17 protein-coding genes and 1 tRNA gene are annotated in these 20,525 nt (G+C 38.3%); 7 read left to right on the forward strand and 11 right to left on the reverse strand.

Annotation, left to right across the window (positions count from 1 at the left end):
* Positions 1-842 precede the first annotated feature (842 nt).
* Positions 843-915, reverse strand: a tRNA-Lys gene (locus FNH22_RS19525).
* A gap of 195 nt (positions 916-1,110) precedes the next feature.
* Between FNH22_RS19525 and FNH22_RS19530 the strand changes: the two genes are divergently transcribed.
* Positions 1,111-1,842, forward strand: a complete 732-nt coding sequence (locus FNH22_RS19530; RefSeq protein ID WP_143400122.1) for an SH3 domain-containing protein — start codon at positions 1,111-1,113, stop codon at positions 1,840-1,842.
* Here FNH22_RS19530 and FNH22_RS19535 read toward each other — a convergent pair.
* Complete coding sequence (locus tag FNH22_RS19535) at positions 1,839-4,556, reverse strand: gliding motility-associated C-terminal domain-containing protein (RefSeq protein WP_143400123.1); 2,718 nt, start codon at positions 4,554-4,556, stop codon at positions 1,839-1,841. The genes FNH22_RS19530 and FNH22_RS19535 overlap by 4 nt on opposite strands.
* Positions 4,557-4,623: 67 nt before the next feature.
* Here FNH22_RS19535 and rlmD point away from each other — a divergent pair, with 67 nt between their 5' ends.
* From rlmD to FNH22_RS19555, 4 genes are all read left to right on the forward strand, one after another.
* Complete coding sequence (gene rlmD, locus FNH22_RS19540) at positions 4,624-6,042, forward strand: 23S rRNA (uracil(1939)-C(5))-methyltransferase RlmD (protein WP_143400124.1); 1,419 nt, start codon at positions 4,624-4,626, stop codon at positions 6,040-6,042.
* 322 nt (positions 6,043-6,364) lie between these two features.
* A complete protein-coding gene (locus FNH22_RS19545) occupies positions 6,365-7,147 on the forward strand; it encodes a type IV toxin-antitoxin system AbiEi family antitoxin (RefSeq protein ID WP_143400125.1) in 783 nt (260 codons plus the stop codon).
* Positions 7,131-8,033, forward strand: coding sequence for a nucleotidyl transferase AbiEii/AbiGii toxin family protein (locus FNH22_RS19550; RefSeq protein WP_143400126.1), 903 nt, complete (start codon positions 7,131-7,133; stop codon positions 8,031-8,033). The genes FNH22_RS19545 and FNH22_RS19550 overlap by 17 nt, the downstream gene beginning before the upstream one ends.
* A 98-nt stretch (positions 8,034-8,131) precedes the next feature.
* Entirely contained in the window at positions 8,132-9,403 is a 1,272-nt protein-coding gene (locus tag FNH22_RS19555; RefSeq protein WP_143400127.1) for an FRG domain-containing protein, read from the forward strand.
* 462 nt (positions 9,404-9,865) lie between these two features.
* On the opposite strand, the gene FNH22_RS19560 is transcribed toward FNH22_RS19555, so the two are convergent.
* The 8 genes from FNH22_RS19560 to FNH22_RS19595 form a co-directional block, all read right to left on the reverse strand.
* The gene (locus tag FNH22_RS19560; RefSeq protein WP_143400128.1) at positions 9,866-10,327 is read right to left on the reverse strand and encodes a hypothetical protein; all 462 of its coding nucleotides are present in this window, start codon (positions 10,325-10,327) and stop codon (positions 9,866-9,868) included.
* 202 nt (positions 10,328-10,529) lie between these two features.
* On the reverse strand, positions 10,530-11,864 hold the full coding sequence (locus tag FNH22_RS19565; RefSeq protein ID WP_143400129.1) for a M14-type cytosolic carboxypeptidase: 1,335 nt from the start codon (positions 11,862-11,864) through the stop codon (positions 10,530-10,532).
* A gap of 881 nt (positions 11,865-12,745) precedes the next feature.
* A complete protein-coding gene (locus tag FNH22_RS19570) occupies positions 12,746-13,825 on the reverse strand; it encodes a zinc-binding dehydrogenase (RefSeq protein ID WP_143400130.1) in 1,080 nt (359 codons plus the stop codon).
* 132 nt (positions 13,826-13,957) lie between these two features.
* A complete protein-coding gene (locus tag FNH22_RS19575) occupies positions 13,958-14,533 on the reverse strand; it encodes a Crp/Fnr family transcriptional regulator (protein WP_143400131.1) in 576 nt (191 codons plus the stop codon).
* 217 nt (positions 14,534-14,750) lie between these two features.
* The gene (locus tag FNH22_RS19580) at positions 14,751-15,383 is read right to left on the reverse strand and encodes an NAD(P)H-binding protein (RefSeq protein ID WP_143400132.1); all 633 of its coding nucleotides are present in this window, start codon (positions 15,381-15,383) and stop codon (positions 14,751-14,753) included.
* Positions 15,384-15,391: 8 nt separating this feature from the next.
* Entirely contained in the window at positions 15,392-15,841 is a 450-nt protein-coding gene (locus tag FNH22_RS19585; protein ID WP_185154313.1) for a nuclear transport factor 2 family protein, read from the reverse strand.
* Between the two features lie 31 nt (positions 15,842-15,872).
* Positions 15,873-16,262, reverse strand: a complete 390-nt coding sequence (locus FNH22_RS19590) for a nuclear transport factor 2 family protein (RefSeq protein ID WP_143400134.1) — start codon at positions 16,260-16,262, stop codon at positions 15,873-15,875.
* A gap of 63 nt (positions 16,263-16,325) precedes the next feature.
* Positions 16,326-16,904 carry a TetR/AcrR family transcriptional regulator gene (locus tag FNH22_RS19595; RefSeq protein WP_143400135.1) on the reverse strand — a complete coding sequence of 193 codons (579 nt, stop codon included), beginning with the start codon at positions 16,902-16,904 and terminating at the stop codon, positions 16,326-16,328.
* A 133-nt stretch (positions 16,905-17,037) separates the two neighbouring features.
* Between FNH22_RS19595 and FNH22_RS19600 the strand changes: the two genes are divergently transcribed.
* Both FNH22_RS19600 and FNH22_RS19605 read left to right on the forward strand, forming a co-directional pair.
* Positions 17,038-17,385: a zinc-binding dehydrogenase gene (locus FNH22_RS19600; protein WP_143400136.1), complete on the forward strand. Its 348-nt coding sequence runs from the start codon at positions 17,038-17,040 to the stop codon at positions 17,383-17,385.
* A gap of 625 nt (positions 17,386-18,010) precedes the next feature.
* Positions 18,011-19,117, forward strand: coding sequence for a Fic family protein (locus tag FNH22_RS19605; protein ID WP_143400137.1), 1,107 nt, complete (start codon positions 18,011-18,013; stop codon positions 19,115-19,117).
* 249 nt (positions 19,118-19,366) lie between these two features.
* Here the strand turns inward: FNH22_RS19605 and FNH22_RS19610 are convergent, their stop codons facing one another.
* Positions 19,367-20,350, reverse strand: a complete 984-nt coding sequence (locus tag FNH22_RS19610) for a helix-turn-helix transcriptional regulator (RefSeq protein ID WP_143400138.1) — start codon at positions 20,348-20,350, stop codon at positions 19,367-19,369.
* Between the last annotated feature and the right edge of the window lie 175 nt (positions 20,351-20,525).

Here is a 20,525-nt window from a genome sequence, read left to right on the forward strand (position 1 = left end):
CGGCTCCCATAAGAAAGCTAACCCCGGGTATTAACGTATTATTTTCACTTTTCACAATCAAGTACGGCAGGTTGAATTCTAAAAAGAATGAGCAGCCTTACCTTGATTGAATAAATTACCATTCAATCAACTTCCAATAAGAATCTCTGAAAGCAATTAGAGTATAGCTTTTCGGGGATCCTTATTAAGATGTAACTGAAGTCGATGATCAGGGATAACCATCAGTGAAGATTGCAAATATGAATGATCACCAGTAAGAGGAGGTTGATTCAAAGAGTTACACCACTGGAAAGGAGACTGAAATGATGTTAAAATCATTCGATTACACCAACGAATTACCTTCACCACTTACTGGTTTCATATTTAAATATAGTGAAACAATGAACTACGCACCAGAAGGCACCTACATGATCTATCTAAATGATGAAGAAATGGAACTGAAGATGCTAAAAGCTACTAAATGCTTAGGGTTGAATATGGATATGGTATACCTCGACTAATATCGGCTACAGATCACACCAGATTAGGGCAATAGTTTAGTGCTGATGGAATCCATCAAGTAGTAAGAAGTGAAAGCAGAATTGTTCAAGCACTTTCGAAATAGAGAATGCAGGAATCCAGGGAGAACATTATTCAACTAATAAGAGAGCAAGTGGACAACTAACCGCTAATGCTATTGGAAATGGATAAAAGTGATGTGCCTTTAAAAAAATAGGTTACTCAAAGAAGATGGACAACCCTGAAAGGGTCCGCACAGCTATCAAGAATATTAAAAAATCTGCAATTTTCTACAAAAAAAAGCTTTGGACATAAAAAAAGCCCTTTTTAAGGGCTTTTAAGGGTGATTCGGCTGGGGCTCGAACCCAGGACCCTCTCCTTAAAAGGGAGATGCTCTACCAGCTGAGCTACCGAATCATACAAGAAATTTCATTAAAAAAAGCCTTCATCAAAGGCTGTATTTTCTAATAGAGTTGCAAAGGTAATAGCCCGTACATAAAATGCAAAAGATGGGAGAAAAAAACTGTAAAAATAAATTCACAATGCCAAGTGCGGCATAATCTATCAGGTAAGAATTAAGAATTCTCATCCAAGGATTTATATTTGCAGGCAATGCTGAAGAAAACTTTATTGTCTACCCTTGCCGTATGTTGTAGTTGGGCATTTCTTTACGCCCAGTCTACCGTTAATGAGCAACTGTCAAAAGCGGATTCATTATTTAGCGCCGGGAAGTACACGGAATCATTTGATCTCTTCCATCACCTGATGGAAACCGAAAAACTATCCAGCCCTGCTATGCTGCTTAAAATGGCTTTTATAAAAGAAGGGCTCGGTGATTTTAGTGGTGCACTTTATTACCTTAATACTTACTACTTAAAAACGGTTGACCGAAGGGTAATGACAAAAATGGAAGAACTAGCTGAAAAGAAAGAGCTATACGGTTATGAATTCCAGGACGCTGACTTTGTGATCACTCATTTCTATAAATACTTTAATATCATTACCTATAGTCTATTAGCTATTGCAGTATTACTATTAGCCCTTGCCTACCGTCAAAAAGTAAGGTTGAAACAAAGCCCGGTATTGCCCGCGGTATTTATGGTAGTAGTGCTGGCCATTCTTTTCTATACACTTAATTTTGGAAGAGATTATGATCGCGCTATTATCGTAGATTCCAACACTTACCTGATGAGTGGGCCTTCAGCAGGTTCTGAAGTCATTGATGTGGTAGGCAAAGGGCATCGGGTGAGCTATCTTAACGAGAAGGACGTCTGGGTCAAAATAGACTGGCAAGGCAAAATGGCATTTATCAAAAAAGATAAATTACGATTTATTAGCTTCTAGTACATCACCGTAAGCGCTCCCTGATATTTGTTATTGGAATAAAGGATGGTATAATAATAAACACCCGAGGCCACTCCATCCCCAAACCATTTAAAATCACGACTGGTACTTGAAAATACTTCTTTGCCCCAGCGGTTGTGGATGAGTACCTGTTCAAACTTACCTGCACAGTTGTCTGTCGGGAGATAGATCAAACGGTCATTTTCATTAGGGTTTTCTACAGGGTAATACCCGAAATAATCGTTCATATCCGGGCTGGTTTTTGGAGTAATGATATTCGTTATGGCAAATTCATTTTTACTCGGAAGGTCTTCTACATGTATGGTCAATGATGCGGTATCATACTGTGGCTGAAAACAATTTTTATCCCACAGTACAAAGGTGAATTCAAACTCCTCGGAAAGATCACCATTGGTAAATACCGAACAGTCCGGCGTCCATGACAATGTGGATGATACACGCCCCACTCCTTTTGCCGTTTCAAAATCTACTTCAGGCAGATTGTTGTTCAGAAGAAATAGTTCCAGGCTATCCCCTTCAAAATCCAATCCACTCACCTGAATATTCAATTCAGTATCTACAAAAAAACCAACACTATCCTGCGCTTCTATCCTTAACTGGTTCAAACTTGAAAAGGATATTTCTGGTCTGGTACTGGGAGGTGGGCCTAATAAAAAATCCACCGTCAAGGTATCTTGATTTGTGAACTGACATACATCAATATCCTCCACCAAAAACTCAACCCTTAAAGAATCCTGTTCTTCCAGGTCAAAATCACAGGCAAGCTCCCAAAAAACATTGCTAAATACACGTTCTTCCGATTCTGCCTCAGGAAAAATAAAATTCACCAGTTCAAAATCAAAGTTTATCCCCCTGGCTGATAACTTTATCAAATCTTTATCCTCATCAAAACCTCTTATTGTATGTGTAACAACTTCCCTTAATCTGTACTCAAATTGAAGCAATTCACTATCAGGATTATCAGACTCAAAAATGACAGGTTTTGACTGTTCGGGATCATTAATAAGTAAAGTGATCAATAATTGCTGAGGGTCCTCCCACTCACATTGATCAAAATCTTCTGTTTCCACCAGAATATCAAAGGCTTTGGTAACTCCAACGCTCGTTGGTACATCACGTCCGGCGGAAAAATCAAGGTCCTGGGAGTTACAATCAAAATTCCAAACTAAATTGGTTAAAGCCTCGCCATCTGAATAGGTTATTTCATCTAACTCAATTCCAATATCCGCAAATTCAAATCCCAAAGGCGTTAATACCAGGCTGACTGAATCACCATCATTATCAAAACTACCAATATCAATTTCCCGCATACCGTTGTCCTCAAGGGTATTGGAAAAAGTTACTATTCCTGACCTGGCAACATTATTAACCCGAAAAAAAGCATTTTCATTCGGTGGTGGTGGCACATTCAGTGATACAATGATCGTATCCAGCGATGGCTGAGGGCACGCATCATCAAACCCGATTATGCCAATCTCGTAAAAACCGCTTCGGGTAAACGGACAATCAGGAAAGCAAACTGTAAACCGGGCCGTATCGGTTTCACTCCTTATCACCACATTCTGAGAAAAATCAATTTCGATATCCTCTAAATCTGCATCGAAATTGATAGGTATCGCTCTTAAATTTACGTTTGAAACTGAATCTCTTCCAATGTTAGTAAGTGAATCCGTTACAAGTACATCGATACATTTGTCAGGATCATTAAAATCAAAATTTATGACTGTTCCTTCCGTGTATAAACTATTTTCCCCGGTTTCACGGGCAAGCACTAAAGGATCGCCGTTAGAATCACAATCAGCAATTACAAGCATCTGAAAATCCCTTCTCATTTCCCCGTGCTTTACACCATCTCTGAATTCTTCTACTTTAACCGCAAAAACGTAAAGACCAGCATTTGAAGGAGTCACGGTTAAAAGGCCATCAGAAGAAATCGTGAGGTCAGGATTACCTCCAATTATATTGTCAATACCAAAACTTGGCCGCCAAACCACTTCGGGGTATGGGCCAGGATTAGGGGTAAGCGGGAATGCATTTTGTGTATCTACCGTACTATTGGGTGTAACCAGTGAGTATACAAGCGAATCACCGTCATCATCCGTACCTCCAAAATCAGTAAAGTAGAGTTTATTGATGCAGGCGAAATCGCTCAACGGAGGAAACAAGCGCGGTGTGGAATTTACAAACGGACTCCCGTCAATGGTTACCGGAGGAAATTCAAGGTAAAAAGTCTGTCCGGCGGAAATACCAAATCCCAACGGGTCATTGCTTTGGATATTGGTTATGGTGTAATTTCTGCAACATCTTTCCCATGAAATGTAATATCCCTCCGGATCACTGAAACTTTCCGGAGGTAAAGTAAATACATCAGTATATAATAGTCGTGAGGTTGAAAGTGTTTCATTATCGGGATCACAAGAAGGATTGCTATATTCTACCTGCGTGTCCGTAACGAGATTTAGCGTTCGTGTGAGCACAAGTACATTATCCGATTTACGATAAAAATACACTGTCACTGTCGGGTCCTGGGCGCCGGGCTCACCATTTATCCTATCAAAATACAGGATCATATTCAATCGATACCGAAAATCCTGTACGTGCAATAATTCAAACTCTCCCCCCACAATATGAGAACCAAATACACTAGCTTTGCAGGCTGCAAAAAGAATAAAGAGAATTACATATCGCTTCATCACTGGTAGGTTTACCTCATCCGAACAATTTTCCTAATCGATAGCTCTGATTGGACTCGAAAAGAACATGAATTTAAAAAATAAAGTTTTAAAAGATATCAAAATAGAAGGAATTGCGTCTGAAGGTAAGTGTATTGCGCGTTATGAAGGACAAGTAATCTTTATCAATGGTGTAGCACCAGGGGATATAGTAGATCTAAAGGTAGTACGTAAAAAAAAGTCTTTTATGGAAGCCGTTCTCCTGGAGATCAAAGAGCACTCTTCACTACGAACCACTCCTTTTTGTAATCATTTCGGAACATGCGGTGGCTGTAAATGGCAACACCTTCAATATGACCGGCAACTTGCTTTTAAACAACAGCAAGTTGTTGACAATTTTGAACGTATCGGAAAAGTAAAGCTACCTCCTATTTCTCCCATCATTAGCGCCAGTCAGACCAAATATTACCGAAACAAACTTGAATTCACTTTCAGCCATAAACGATGGCTGAGTAGAGAAGAGATCGAAAGCGGACAAGAAATAGAAAGAAATGGGTTAGGTTTTCATATCCCCAGGCGTTTTGATAAAATTCTGGACGTTGAGCACTGCCACTTACAAAGCGACCCGTCAAACGACATACGCCTGGCCGTAAAAAAGTACGCTATTGATCATAACATTCCTTTCTTTGACATGGTCACCCAAAAAGGTTATTTGAGAAACCTTATCATCCGCAGTACTTCGATCGGTCAATGGATGGTAATGCTGCAGGTGACGAGTGATAAACCTGTTATAATAGAAGGTATCCTGGAGCATATTAAAGCACAATTTCCTCAGGTGGCTTCGCTGAACTATATTGTCAACTCGAAAAAGAATGATACTTTCCACGACCTGGAAGTGATCCATTACGCTGGTACTCCATATATAGAAGAGCAAATGACATTATCAGGTGGTGATGAAAAAGTGATCTTTCGGATAGGGCCAAAGTCTTTCTTTCAAACCAATACAGCACAAGCGGAAGTCTTATATAAGAAGGCATGGGAAATGGCCGGCTTAACAGGAAATGAGTTGGTATATGACCTTTACACCGGTACAGGAACCATCGCTAACTATGTAGCCAGGCATGCCAGGCATGTGGTAGGTATTGAATACATCGATGAAGCTATACAAGACGCTAAAACCAATTCCGGCATCAACGGTATCACAAATACAGATTTTTTTGCCGGCAATATGCGGGACATGCTCAATGCCTCGTTTCTGAACGAACATGGACATCCGGATGTCATTATTACAGACCCTCCAAGAGCCGGTATGCACCCGGACGTTTGCAACGTAATACTCAAAGCTACACCCACAAAAATCGTTTATATCAGCTGCAATCCGGCTACTCAAGCACGGGATGTGGAATTGCTAAATTCCAAATATGAAGTAGTAGAGATACAACCGGTGGATATGTTTCCACATACCCATCATGTGGAGTGCGTGGTTTTGTTGGAGTTAAAGAAGTAGATGGGAAATCAAATGAGAAATTTCCTATTCAATTTACGAAATAAATGCATAATTGTGTTTTTGGTACTTTTTCATTTCCTAGTCATTCCTATCATTTCTCATCCTTTCCCAACATTTTTTACTATTTCTCAACATATTTTTGTTCGAATCTTGTCCGCGGAAAAGAAAGGACAAACGTATCCTTCGGATATTGGATTTGACACTTATTCAATTTATTAAAATCGTTTATATTTTCAAACTAAAAGGAACTAACAGTACCTTTATAATTAATTTTTTAAACTTTCAGCTTGTAGTAGTTTAAAACATATGATAAATTGGTACTATGACTACTGAAAGAGGAAGTAAAATAAACCAACTCTTACAATCCCAACCCAAAGGGGTTGTTTTTCTGGCTTCCTGGCTATCTCAAAACGGATATAGCTCTGATCTGCAAAAGAGATACCGAAAAAGCAACTGGCTTAAATCCATCGGCACAGGCGCTATGGTCAGAACTGGTGATGAGGTCAATTATGAAGGTGCTTTATTCGCATTACAGAAGCAGACCACTTCAAGTATACATCCTGGTGGAAAAACAGCACTGTCCCTGTTGGGAAAGTCTCATTATCTTCAGTTTTCAACCAAGAGAATAACGCTGTTTGGAGGAAAGGGAGAAAGTCTACCTATTTGGTTTAGAAACTATGATTGGGGTGTTGAATTCAATCATTATCAATCAGGTTTCCTTCCCAAAGATTTAGGCCTCACTCAAATTGAAAGGAAAAATTTTACACTGAAGATATCCAACGCGGCAAGAGCACTTATGGAGTGCTTATATCTTATTCCAAAATATCAAGAATTGCATGAATGCTACGAATTGATGGAAGGGCTAAATAACCTGAGACCAAAAGAAGTACAAAAGTTATTAGAAGCATGTACCTCTATAAAAGTGAAAAGGCTTTTTCTTTTCCTTGCGGATAAAGCGGGGCATAGCTGGTTTAATTATATGGATGTAGATAAAATAGATTTGGGTAAGGGAAAACGGAGTATCGTAAAAGGAGGCATTTACATTCCGAAATATCAAATCACTGTAAATAAGGAATTGGGTCTGAAGGATGAACGAGATTTATAAAGGGCAGGTATCTTTATTACTATCTGTTATACCAGAGATAGCGAAAGAGAAATGTTTTGCCTTACATGGGGGAACAGCTATCAATCTGTTTGTACGTGAAATGCCCAGGTTATCTGTGGACATTGATTTGACTTATGTGCCTATTGAAGATCGACATACTTCATTAGATAAAATTGCTCAAGCACTCGAAGGCATACGAGAAAGAATTCTCTCAATTCTTCCCAAGGCAAAAGTTCAACACCAAAGGGAGGTGTCGAAACTTCAAATTTCTAATCAGGGTTATCAGATTAAAGTTGAGGTAAACCAAACCAATCGAGGTATTCTTTCTGATCCTATAGATTATCTACTATGCGAAACCGCACAAGATCAGTTCGATGCATTTTGTTCAATTGCTATCGTACCACTGTCCCAATTGTATGGTGGGAAAATATGTGCCGCTTTAGACCGACAACATCCGAGAGATATTTTTGATGTGAAATACTTACTGGAAAATGAAGGATTTACAGAAGATATAAAAGAGGGCTTATTGCTATCTATACTTAGTAGCAACAGACCAATACATGAGCTTCTCCGACCCAATTTACTAGATCAACAAGCAATCCTTGAAAATCAATTTTCGGGTATGACCACCGAGTCTTTTGCTTACAAAGATTTTGAAGCAACTAGAGAGCAACTTATAGCCAATATATCTAAATTCTGGACCGATTCTGATAGACAATTTCTAATTGGATTTTCAAAATTAGAGCCTGATTGGAGTATCTATGATTTTGAAAGGTTTCCTTCGGTTCATTGGAAAATTCAAAATTTAGCAAAGCTTAGGCAGGATAATCCTGATAAGCATAGGGAGCAGGTTAAATTGTTGAAAGAGGTTTTAGTGAAGGAATAGATCCATTTTTCATACCGCCCACTATCACCTTCAACATAGAAAAAAAAGTATGATAATTGCTTACGAATAACGGTAAATATCAAATCAAAAACCTGATAATGAATGAGAATAGCTATTTTATTTGTAAGCGATGCGGCATCGAAGGTGTGAAATCGCCACTTTACAAAGATGAAATGTGCGATCCATGCAACAGGATATTTTATATGGAAAAAATTAGAGATGAGCTAGACAAGTTTCCCCTAGATATTGGGAATAAACCCTTCTTATATGCGCTGAATGTCTCAATCGATGACTATGAAGAGCCAATCACAACAAAAGACTATACCTTAATCAAAATTGATGAACGTATTAGGCAGGTACTTAATAATTTATTAGAGCTTGTCAGCCTGGATATCAGGCAAGAAGTTATTGATAGTTCTGGGTACCTTTTTGCAACAGATACTTACCTTAATATTGGAAGGGTAGAATGTCACTTGCACAACAGATTCAGTGGAAAGTCTTGTGAGTTTTCAAGGTCAGCTATTCTGGGGTTCACGACACAGTATAGCGACTGGAAATTTCGGTACAAGCCTGCGAATAACGTTCTCAGGATAACAACTGAAGGCGTTGAAGAAATATCAAAGCTTCGACTGGATATTAGCAAATCAATCACGCTTGATGAAATTGATGCTCGATTCATATTGAAGCGGTTGGAAGAATCAAAAGATAGTCATTTGTTTCGGGGCATAAATAGACACTACTTTCATAATGATGGAATAGCTGCATCCATATACAGAAATAACAACGATTTGGTAGAACATGGAAAACTGCAAGAGCATGAAAACGAGATTGTAAAAAATTTACTAAGCAAGGGCCTTTATCTACCTGAACAAAGCCGCCCAATTTCTGCACTTACAGATTTAAGGCACTTCGGAAAAGACACTTGCCTGCTTGATTTTTCAGAGGATTTTAAAATTGCCTTATTTTTTTCTTGTCAGCCAACGATGAATAAATCGGCTACAGTTGCAGAGATACTGGTTCTTGACAAATCTGAATACGAGCAAAAAGAGGATATAGCATACCCCAATGAAGAAGACTTTTTGATAAGTCCTGCCATCACTGATATTACTAGAAATCGAGTTGAAGCTCAACAGAGCGTGTTTTTATATTGCCATCAAGGTCACCTCCCCAGAGAAACATGTGGGACAAAGGTTAGTAACTTACTGATAGCACCAAGTTTGAAACCGGCTTTTTATGATTATTGTGAATATTCAGATGAGATGGTTTATCCTGATTTTCATTCATTTATTGAAAACCCCCAGAACTTCATGACCAAAGCAAAACAGGACTGCCAAGATGAAGGTAAGAAAGAGGATAAGGAATATGTTTAAAGCTAAAAGGAATATCATAGAAATCACAGCTAAATAATATGACCTATGCCTTAATGAAAATCTTAGTAGAGTACTGATATTGAACGAATCCTACCTGCACAATCATCGTAAACATTTATGGTTGCTGTTTATAATGGCTACTATTGGCCATCAAAATGATACTTCTTAGGTAGTTTGATAGTCATAGTCAAGTTCGCATCTTTATCCCGTACGGGATGCATTTTGAGATATAGATTATCGGAATTTTCCCATCTTTCTGACCATTTTCAAAAACCATGAAGGATTTCCCAACATTTTTTGCTATTTCTCAACATACTTTTATCCGAATCTTGTCCGCAGGAAGTAAGGGAAAAACATATTCTTCGGACAAGAAGTCAATAATCGATTTCATTAGCAAAACAGGATGTATGTAAGCATTATCTCATCTGTAGAAATGCTACAATGTGATAAGATCATCCGATCTCACCCTAAATCAAAACCAAGATCAAGATTAGCTTCTTCCCAAATCACACTTAATACAGTATTGTATTTTGGCGTCACGATGCAATATTCATAGAATGTAAAATCCTGATCTCTATCGCGATCTCTTAGCTCAAACCAAGTTGATTTATCCACCTCTTGCGCGCTTTCGTTCTTTGGATAGATTTTACCATGATTAAAGAATTCGGTAGCGATCGAATCTTCAGGCGGTGGGAACTTGGTTCTGTTCTTGAGAAAATACCAAAAGTTGTCGTGTCTTTTCCAGTAACGAACTTTGTTGTTGTAGCTGTAGACCAAACAAATAGAATGGTGACCACATTCAACATAGCGGTAAGTGATACTTGACTCAAACTCTTCGGCAAGAAATCTTAAAAGCGTTGGATCAAAATCATAATCATCAGAAATGCTGGTGAAGAGCTTAGCTGACATGAGCAATTCGGACACGAACTGGTTAGTCTCGCCAAATAAAAGAGGGTGTCTCAAAAGTATTTTGAACGGTCTCAGATTTTCGTATATGAGAATTTTCTCAGGCAGGCACCTAAATACGTTTATCCTTTTGAGACACCCTCAGTCTTTATAAAATGAGTTTTTTTAACTTATCAACCAAATACTACGCTAAACATTCATTCTCAAGCATTACTCATTATTATTTTTTTAATTCGTCTTGCGCTTCAGGAGGGTAGAGTTCAGGATATTCAAGCTCCGTTACTGTTCCTTTGATTTTAGAACGATAAGATGCTAAACTGTTTTCAGCTGTAAACTCATGGTAATCTCGTATAGCAGACACCAACGATTCTCCTATGAGGCGCATATTATCCTGGGTAATTCGATCAGGTGCGTACCCTGCCCTGTCATAAGTGACTTCCATAGTCATCGCCATGACAGAATCTTTAAAATTAGCCCACCACCACGCTTCAGGATAGCCTCCATTGACAAAACCTGAACCACCCTCGTCAGGAGTAGGTTCCAGCATATCTTTCCCATAATACTTTGCCATTTGATCTATAAAAAACAACTGCTTATGCCAAAGATTAGATTCAACCTCAGAATATCCCTGTGCCCTGGTTCCAAAGTGAGGAAAAAAGAAGGGGCGAGTATCGGGCTCACTGTTGGATCCATGTAAATTAAGTGCCATCGATACCTTAGGACCTCCGTCCGTCATCAGATTCCTGGCATATTCATGTATAACATTTACTTCCAGAGGTAAGCCATCAATCAGGTTTAAAGGATCAAGGGGGTCATATTTCCACTGCACTTCAAGGTTTTCAGACTTGGGAGTTGTACGATAATTGCCAGCGATCACGCCATCCACATTGTGCATCGGATAAATATAAAATTCATGCTTGCTCAATATCAATGCTGACTCTGGTGAGTTGTTCAGAAGTCTTTTAACCAAACCTTCTACCACGTACGAACCCGGAGTCTCAGCGGGATGTGTGCGGGCATGAATAAAGACTTTTTTCTTGTTTTCCGGTGGGGAATGTGGGTGGGTTAATTTTATCAAATAAATAGGTTTTTGGCGCTGCGAATAACCGGAGACTTCAACCTCGGTAAAAAATACATACCTTTCTATATCGGAAATAAACCGCTCTAAATCAGAAAAGGTATATGGATAAAACCTGGCTATCCATACCTGTGATTGACTAAAGGTTGTAGTGACTACTATTTCTTTATTGGTATTTTGGTATACCTCGCTTTCATTGAATCTAAACCAACGTACATTATCATACGAGTACACTGGAACGTAGTAAAATGGCCACCCCCTGTTTTTTATGGTAAAAGTAACGGGTTCGTTCGTGGGGGCGTTATCAACTTTCAAATACCACCAACTACGATATTCATCTGGTAAGCTAACATCCCCATTATCATCAGCTAGATAAAAGTCCCATTTATTATTTGCTATTTTCACAACATCCCCTATGCTGCCAGATTCAAAATCATCAGAAAAAATAACTTCTCCGATATGATTAAATTTTCTCATAGTTTTTTGGTTTGTGTAAAGACTAAATGGCGCTCACTATTAGATCCAAAACTTAACATTCCAAACTCCCAAACATGTCAGCATTAAAATTGGCAAACTCAAACTGACAAGTAGCGGTCTAATATCAATTTCAATACAGATCACTTTCTTGAATTAATATCTGCGTACTTTCAGATGTGAACTTTTCATTAATTCTTACAGCCAAAAATTCACAAGAGACATCTAAACATCTGTGCTAAAAACGTTAATGTGTATGCAGAAACCATCAAATGTAGGTTCTCCCGCTGGTGCGAGCTCAATGTCGTTAAGTTAAGCTCATATTCCTTTAGAGTTGTTCATTTTATTTCTTCGTCTCGATGAGGTTTGGGGTCTTGGAAATGACCTTCCTGGCTGGACAATCTCCTATCTTTTTTCACTGTTTTTCAGAAGTTGGGAAGGATTTCCCAACATTTTCTCAACTTATCTGAGAAAAAGATGAGAAATGAACATGCTTTTGTCCGTTTTTTGTCTGAAGAAAACTAATCTTCATAAAAAACGGCCTATACGAACAATAAAAGGCACATTTAAACCTCACAGACATCTCATGTGGAATGCGTGATTTTGTTGGAGTTGAGAAAGTAGATAAGAAATTTTACAAACCAGGAAATCTCCCTTTAAATAATTTTCATAGATGTTTTTTTCTCATCTCTTCCAAACCTTTCCAATTCATTACAATCTATTTAGGTCAATTTCCTGGTTAGGTTTTGAGTTTAATTAACGCTGTTTCGTGAGACTAATTATTGAGACGAGTTTATGAGATGCGGCAGCTATGTAGTCTACCCCTAAAAATTTGACGGTAAACCATAATTTTAATTTCATTTTTAAATTTCTAATCAAAAACATCAGGGACGTAATGCAACTTTAAGTGTTCCTGATGAACGATCGCGCATTAAGTCATATCCTTTTTCTGCCTCTGATAATGGTAAAATATCTGTAAAAATCGCACTGGGGTCAATAACGCCTCTTTCTACTATGGGCAACAGTTTTTTCATATATGCAGCTACATTTACAACACCCGTATGAATGGTTATATTTCTAAACAACGCTGATGAATAGGGCTGCTCAACTGGTTCGTAAAGATGACCAAACCCTAGAACACTTATTGATGCACCAGCCTGAGTCATTTCCATGCCTTGTGCAATTGCTGTTTTATTACCTACAGAATCGATAACAGAATTCGCACCTCGTCCATCTGTGAGTGATTTCACAAATTCAATGGGATCCTCGTTTTTTGAATTCACCACATGCGTTGCTCCAATAGTTTTTGCTAATTCTAATCGACTATCGTGACGTCCTACAAGAATAATAGTAGAGGGACCAAATAATGTAGCGGCCATTACTGCGCTTAGGCCTACTGCACCATCACCAATAACCACTACGGTTTCTCCTGTCTTGATATTAGCATTTAGTGCACCATGATAACCCGTAGCAAAATTATCTGCTAGTGGAAGAACTTTTGTATCATGCTCATCTCCAGTCAAACCTTCCGGAAGTTTAAATAGTGTAGTATTACCATAAGGAACGCGTATAAATTCAGCCTGCCCTCCCTGGATATCATCACCTCCATGTTCGGCAAAAAGTGGTGTTCCAAATAAACCTCCATGTTCACATGCTGAAGGTAATTCACGTTTACAATAGTAACATTCTCCGTCGACAAACATAGCGGAAGCCACGACGCGGTCTCCAACTTTTAATGAGTGAATACCTTTACCTACCTGGTCTACTTCACCAACAAATTCATGACCTATTCGCATACCCTTATATAAACCCATTTCAGGTCCGTTTTGGGTAAATTCTAAATCAGCTCCGCAAATACCCGCAAGTGTGATACGAACAATAACATCATCACTCTTCAATAATTCTGGTTTCGCCACATCAGTTACACTAATTTTTGCGCGATCTTCATATACAACTGCTTTCATTTATTTTGCTTTATAATCTATCAAAATTGAGATCCCAAAGTTGAATCATAATTGAAGGGATTAAAATGACGTGTGGTAAGAAAAGAGCTTGACCTCTATCAAGGAGTAAAATTGATTTAAGTCAATTTTTGTTTATGAGCGTGAACGGATTCTACTCAATGATTCTGGAGAAATTCCTAAATATGATGCTAAGACATATTGCGGTACTCTATTTGCGATTTGAGGATATTTATTAACATACTCCCAGTATCTCTCTTCTGAGTTTTTACTAATGCTGGAAATAGTTCTTTTAAGTGAGTAGGATAAAGCCCTTTCTGAGAATAACCTAAAATATTGACATAGTGGATGGATTCTTGCACATAGCTCTTCAACATCTTCATATTTCATTTGTAGGATTAAAGAGTTCTCAAGAGCTTCAGCAAAATATTCGGCAGGAGTTCTATTTAAATAACTGTAAAAGTCTGTGAAAAACCAATCTTCGATTCCAATACTTACAGTATGTTCCTTTCCATGGTCATCTAAATAAAAAACCCTAACCGCACCCTCTACAATATAGTTTCGATATTCAGATACAAAACCTGGTTGAACAACAAATTGCCTTTTCTTTATCCTGGTGGTTTTCAATATTGAAATAAACTGTTCTATTTCATCATCTGATAGTTTAACATATCTGGCTATGTTATCCAATATTCCTTTGTAGTGACTCATCGATATTTTTTTTGACTCTTGTCGGTAACACAAAATGTATGAGGACAAAAAGCTCCTGTAATCCCCATATATAATTCCCTGATCTAACCGTTTTCAGCTTGTCCAACTTAATGCTTTTAAAACTTCAGGTAAGTCCAGCTCATACTTTATCTCAAACAACATCAGGTGAATAGCAGTCAGCTGGATGTTGAAATAATTGTAGACAAGCTGATGGATTTTATGAAAATGAAACAGCCTCTTTGATCGGTATTCCTCCATCGTGCATTGAAATCACTTTTTGGAATGTTGATTCTTTATCTAGTAATTCCTTCAGCGTTTCAGCTACATCTTCAATAGAATTATCACCAAGATCATTCACATTTACACTGATCTTGCCCGTGGCTTTCACTTCTTTTAAATGCCCGGGTTGCAAGATTGTATAGCTTAATTCGGTATTTTTCATCAACCACTGATCAGCATAGAATTTGGCAAGGTAATAGTCTCTCAGGCTTGGTACTTCATTCCACCTTTCAGGTTGAAGTGAAAAAATAGTGCTGAGCATAATGTAACGTTTGATACCCAGATCCTCAGCAACTCTCATGGTTTTAACGGCGCCATCAAGATCCACTTGCAGTAGGTTTTTACCTCGGGAACCGGACACAAAGTAAACGGCTTCAATGTCGTTCGGAATTTCTTTTCGAATTTCTTCCATACTTCCTAGGAGATTCAAATCGATCTGGCTGTAGTTTGAGGCTTCAAATAATCTATCTCCATGTCTTGAAGTCCCTACGACCTTGTGATTATCTTGAAGTAATTTCTCTGTCAATAAAAGGCCAACCCTTCCGGTTGACCCTATTACTAATATTTTCATTTTATATCTTAATTATTTGAATGAGAATCGTATGTCTTACCACTGATCTTCCATTGACCATCTTTCTTGTAAAGCACGAAGAAGTCAGTAAATCTCAGTCCAGCCCAATCTATAAACTCTACCTTAGCAGCAGCTGCCGGTCCAGAGACGTCAATCCATGCGATATGATGTTTGATATTTTCTGATTTTCCCGTTTTGTTGATTTCAGCAGCAAATTCATCCGCAGTTAACGCTGAAAATTGTCCACCTATGGATCCTACAATATCAGCATGATCGTAAAAAGCTGTCCTACTCAGTTTTCCATCTCCGCTTTTTGCGCTTTCTATGTACGGTTTCAGAGCAGCTGCCACTTGCTGATATTCGCTAAAACTCTGGGTTTCGTCCTGCTTTGTCTTAGCCTGTTGTGCAGAAGCGCTAAGGGCTAATGCCAGTGCTAGGATTGTGTGAATAAATTTCATATTTCTTTTGTTTTTGGTTTTAAATTTTATTTTAGTTCTGTGAATGAGAATCATAGGTTTTACCACTGATTTTCCATTGCCCATCCTTTTTATACAGCACAAAGAAGTCCGTGAATCGAAATCCTTTCCAATCAAGAAATTCTACTTTAGCCGCTGCTGCCGGTCCCGAAATGTCTATCCATGCAATATGATGTTGGATATTAGGAGACTCTCCCAGGGAACTCACTGCCTTTGCGAATTCATCAGCAGTATTATTCTCAAATTGTCCGCCTATAGAGCCTACAATATGAGCATGATCATAAAATGCGGACCGGCTTAATTTACCATCTCCGCTTTTTGCTGCGTCAATGTAAGGCCGCAGCGACTTAGCTACTTCTTGATATTCATTGAAGCTCTTAACTTCATTAATTTGTGTTTCCATTTCGAATTATTATTTATTTGTTTTATTGTATTAGAACGTTCGTATATAAATATTTAAAATTTTTTATTTCATTATTTGATCCATCATTTTTGATTTAAACACCTCATATGGTTCTATTGATCGGATAGCTTTTACCATAGTCAAAGCTCCCTGCCTACTGCTTAGAAAAAACATTGCCATTTCTTTCGGTTCAATCTTCATTGAAAATGACCCATTATCCTGACCTTCCCTTAAAAAACGCTCAACGATCCCCTGGAATTTCTCATAACTACTCTTCTGTATTCTTTGGGCAGCATCTACTTGTCCTGCCAGTTCGCTACTCAAATCCCCAAGCATGCAACCTATCCTGCAATCTTCACTAAGCAGCCATTTCGTTTCAGCCTCAAAAAGTGACTCAAGTCTTTTTTTATAGCTGATATCTCCTTCTAATAATTGCGATTTATAAAATTCAATTACGTAATCGGTGTAGTATTCTATCGCTTTTAAGACAAAATCTACTTTACTCTTGAAGTAGTAATAGAAAGAACCACTGGGAATACTTGCTTCCTCCAATACCTCTCTCAATCCAAGGTTATGGTATCCCTTTTGACTCAAGATCTTAACGCCAATTTCTAATGCCCTATTTTTATTCTCTTCTTTCATTATTAGAAATATCGTATGTAAGAATGTTCAATCAATTTCGAATTACTAATCTGTTAATAGATTTATATATTAGAACGTTCGTATATACGTAGTAAAATGTAAAAGGTTCAAACTATTTCTTCACTCTTTAGTGTTGATATATAATTTAGCGCCTGAGGTAAACACTATAAGTGGCGATGATGCACTACCCCTTGGAGATAATTTTGCTACGGGTTATCATGGTGTACTAAATGCTAATATCAAGACAAGAGGAACAGTGGTGATTATTGGTGATGGCGAAGTAGATCAAAGTGCGATAATGGCTGCTAGATTATTCGTACCATCGACAATTATCCTTGTGGGTCGACATGACAGCCGCTTGAAATTAGCTAAGACTATCGGAGCTACTCATGCTGCAAATTCAAAAAATACAGATCCTGTAGAATGTATTAAGTCTCTTACTAATGGACGTAATTCGATTACAGTACCATTAGTGATGTGATCATTCATATCAGACACAGCATATCAGGACGATACTTTGCGTGGTCAGGTAGAAGCAAACGTAGCTCAGGCAATTAATTAAGGGTCTAACAAATTGTCATCAAGGATAAAACACCCTGGAAATCTTGAATATAAAATATGATTGAACTATCAAAAAATCTCGATTGAGAATTATCATGAAAAATTTTAAAAACTGAGAAATGAACATTCTTTTGTCCGTGTTTTGTCTGAGTTGTAACCAATAGCCTACGAAAGTGTCTTACAAATGCAATAGAGGCCGATTATAAGCCAAACCAACACATCATGTGGAATGCCTCTGCTTGCTTGAGTTGAGAAAGTAGGTGGGAAATCAGATGAGAAATTCCTACTAAGGTTTGGAAATTATGGCAAAATCAGCACTTTTAAGCTTTTTTCATATCCATGCTTCCCTATCGTTTCTCATCCATTCCCAATATTTTTCCTCATTTCTCAACATGTTTTTGCCCGAATTTTATTCACGGATAAGAGGAGGCAAATATATCATGAGCGCAAAAGAATGATTATGGTAAGTGTGATGAGCCGAATAAATTCACTAATCGGCTCATTTTTTAGTTAAATTTGAGCCGAAAATATATTATAATTGGCTCATGATGTATAATTGGCAACAATCGGATTGGCCTGATTTCAAATATAATACGTCCCAAATTGATGAGTTACTCATAGATTTTGCGCAGAAATCAGGGAAAAGTACTGGCTTATTAGAAGCACTGCCTAATGACTATCAGCAGGAAACTGTGATTGAATTGATGGTTGCCGAAGCCATTAAGACATCTGAAATTGAAAATGAATATCTCAGCCATCAAGATGTCATGTCTTCTATTCGAAGAAACCTGGGGTTTAAGACTAATATGGCCAAGACACATGACCTTCGTGCAGAAGGTGCTTCCGAATTAATGGTAAGTGTCAGAGAAAACCATGATAAGCCATTGAGTAAAGAAATGCTTTTCAACTGGCACAGAATGATCATGAAAGGAAGCAAAGGAATCAATGCCGGGCAGTGGAGAACCCACAAAGACCCCATGCAAGTGGTTTCAGGTTCGATAGGTAAAGAAACAGTACATTTTGAAGCACCACCTTCAATGAATGTTCCTAAAGAAATGCAGCAATTTATATCGTGGTTCAACGATACTGCCCCGGGAAGAACGAAGGAAATAAAGAAAGCCCCCGTTCGATCGGCTATAGCACACGCATATTTCGAAACAATTCATCCTTTTGAAGATGGGAACGGGCGTATTGGCCGCGCAATTTCGGAAAAAGCCATATCTGAGGGCATGGGTAAACCTGCCTTAATCAGCCTTTCCAGAACTATTGAAGCAAATAAAAATGACTACTACAACGCACTGAAGGAGGCACAATCATCCAATGATCTGACCCACTGGATCAATTACTTTGTGCAAGTGGTTGTTAATGCTCAGGCTGAAGCTGAGGAATTAATTGCTTTCATAGTCAAAAAATCCAAGTTCTTCGATCGTTACAAAAACAAGCTCAACGAAAGACAAATGCGTGTAACAAACCGCATGCTGGAAGAAGGGTCAAAAGGGTTTGAAGGTGGAATGAGTGCAAAAAAATATATGTCTATTGCCAAAACTACCAAAGCAACGGCTACCAGGGATTTACAAGATTTAGTGGAGAAAGAAGTTTTCCTTGTATCAGGAGGTGGTCGAAGTACCCGGTACGAAGTTAATCTCAAGTAGCTCTTGTTAGCAGCTTATTAGATTGGAAATCTCCAATATTTCACCCACTCTTCCTGTTTGGATTGGAAGGATTTCTCATCATTTTCCCAACTTATCTGAGAAAAAGAGAAATGAATATGCTTTTGCCCGTATTTGTATCTGAAGTATCAAAAAACAGCCTATAAACGCAATAGAAAGCAATTTTGAGTGAAACAAACACATCATGTGGAATGCGTGACTTTGCTCAAGTTGAAAAGATAAATGACTGATTCACCACCGCGATTCACTAGGTGGATAACCATAGTACCTTTTAAATGCCGCGCTAAAATGCTGTGGGTTTTTATACCCAACTCTGGCACTCACTTCTGCAACATTCAACTTACCTTCCGTTAGCATTGTTTTAGCTTCTTGCATTTTTACCTCATTCCAGTACCCAAAAACGGTAGTACCAAACAACTCTTTAAACCCCTTCTTGAGTGTAAACTCATTAGTACCCACTTGGTGGGCCAGGCTGTTCAAAGTGAGTTCGCCAGTAAGTTGCTGACTGAGAATTTCACGTGCTGTATAAAGTTTCTCTTCATGTTGCTTGTTAGCGGCACAAAACACCTCACAATTATGGTTACTGATTTGTTCAAGTTGTAACATCAAAAGTTCAATAACATGCGATTCCAGAAACATTCGTTTAAAATGTCCGGTGCGGTTACAGTTTAACATCTGGTGGATCAAGGTCATCATTTGGGGTGTGATAGGATAGTTATGAGGAGAAAGAACGGCACCTTCTTTTTTTTCAATACTCTTACGAAACAGATCAAAGAGATCTCCTTCCGGAAGATACTTGGTGAAGAAAGAAGGCCATAAGTTGATTTCAAATACCTTCATATCTTTTTCAGCACACCATTCAATAGCTCCTTTAAATTCATTAGCATAAATCAAGTTGTGCTGATTTGCATTAAAATCTACCTCCCTCTGAAAGACCTTTGAGCTGGTGCGAGCTCTGCCTTGCAGGGCAAAATGCATCTCGATGGTTTCCATATCAGTATCAAAGTAGATGGATGTGGTTTTAGGTAACTTGAAATCACCATAGCCTATATGTATTCCCTCAAAAAAAATCTCCCGATAAGACCCTTCGATCAACAAGTGCTTAGCATTGTAATTCCGCTCTAAAAAGGATGATTTATCAGTGCGAAAACACTCTGGATACACAGTCTCTACAACCAATTCTTGAAGTTCAGATCCATAAATTCTTGTTTTCATATAGCATTCAAGATTTGGATGTTACCGATCAAATAATACTTGCGCATAAACAAAATTGAGTAATCCGAAGTGAAAAATCAATCGCTAATCATAGTGAAATTATACAGATGATAACAGACTAAGGCACCTTACTTTGAAGGCCTATTTTGAACGACCCAGATCAGTTTAAACACCA

This window comes from Fulvivirga sp. M361, assembly GCF_007097395.1.
Lineage (GTDB): Bacteria > Bacteroidota > Bacteroidia > Cytophagales > Cyclobacteriaceae > Fulvivirga.